2 pseudogenes are annotated in these 955 nt (G+C 69.7%); both read right to left on the reverse strand.

The features are described from left to right. Positions 1–841: pseudogene (locus tag CRT60_RS06140) on the reverse strand (electron transfer flavoprotein subunit alpha/FixB family protein); the annotation flags it as partial. 16 nt (positions 842–857) lie between these two features. Further along, positions 858–955 (reverse strand): annotated as a pseudogene (locus CRT60_RS35510) (electron transfer flavoprotein subunit beta/FixA family protein); the annotation flags it as partial.

Below are 955 nucleotides of genomic sequence, written 5' to 3' on the forward strand. Positions count from 1 at the left end.
AGCTCCGGCGCCACGATCTTGCCGGTTTGCCCGACCTGATAGTCGTTCGGCACGAACCCCGCGTCCACGGCGGCGCGCGACGCACCGACGGCGGCACCCAGCTTGTCGGCCAGCGCCTCCAGCAGCGGGAAGTTCTCGCCCGACTGCATGCCGCGCCCGCCCGACACCACCACGCGGGCGGCGGTCAGCTCCGGACGCTCCGACTTGGTCAGCTCGGCCGAGACGAAGCTCGACAGCCCGGCGGCACCGGCGCCCGACACCTGCTCGACGGCGGCCGAACCGCCTTCGGTTGCTGCGGTCTCGAAGGCGGTGGTGCGGACGGTGATCACCTTGACACCTGCTCGACGGCGGCCGAACCGCCTTCGGTTGCTGCGGTCTCGAAGGCGGTGGTGCGGACGGTGATCACCTTGACCGGGTCGGCCGACTGCACGGTGGCAATCGCGTTGCCGGCGTAGATCGGCCGCTCGAACGTGTCGGCGGAAACCACGGCGGTGATGTCGGAGATGGCGGCGACGTCCAGCAGTGCCGCGACGCGCGGCAGGAGGTTCTTGCCGACCGAGGTGGCGCCGGCCAGGACATGGCCGTAGCCGGTCTTGGTAACCGACACCACCAGCGGGGCGACGTCTTCCGGCAGCTGATGCTCGTAAGCGGCATCGTCGGCCAGCAGCACCTTGGCGACGCCGGCCACCTTGGAGGCGGCATCGGCAGGACCTCGCGCGCCCTTGCCGGCGACCAGGATATGGACGTCGCCACCGATTTTGCCGGCGGCGGTGACGGCGTTCAGCGTGGCGGGCTTCAGCGAGGCGCCGTCGTGGTCGGCGATGACGAGAATGTTGGCCATGGTCAGTTCATTCCCCTCAGATCACGCGGGCTTCGGTCTTGAGCTTGTCCACCAGGGTGGCGACGTCCGGCACCTTGACGCCGGCCTGACGCTTCGGCGGCTCGGTGACCTTCA

This window comes from Azospirillum palustre, from assembly GCF_002573965.1.
GTDB classification, from domain to species: Bacteria; Pseudomonadota; Alphaproteobacteria; order Azospirillales; family Azospirillaceae; genus Azospirillum; species Azospirillum palustre.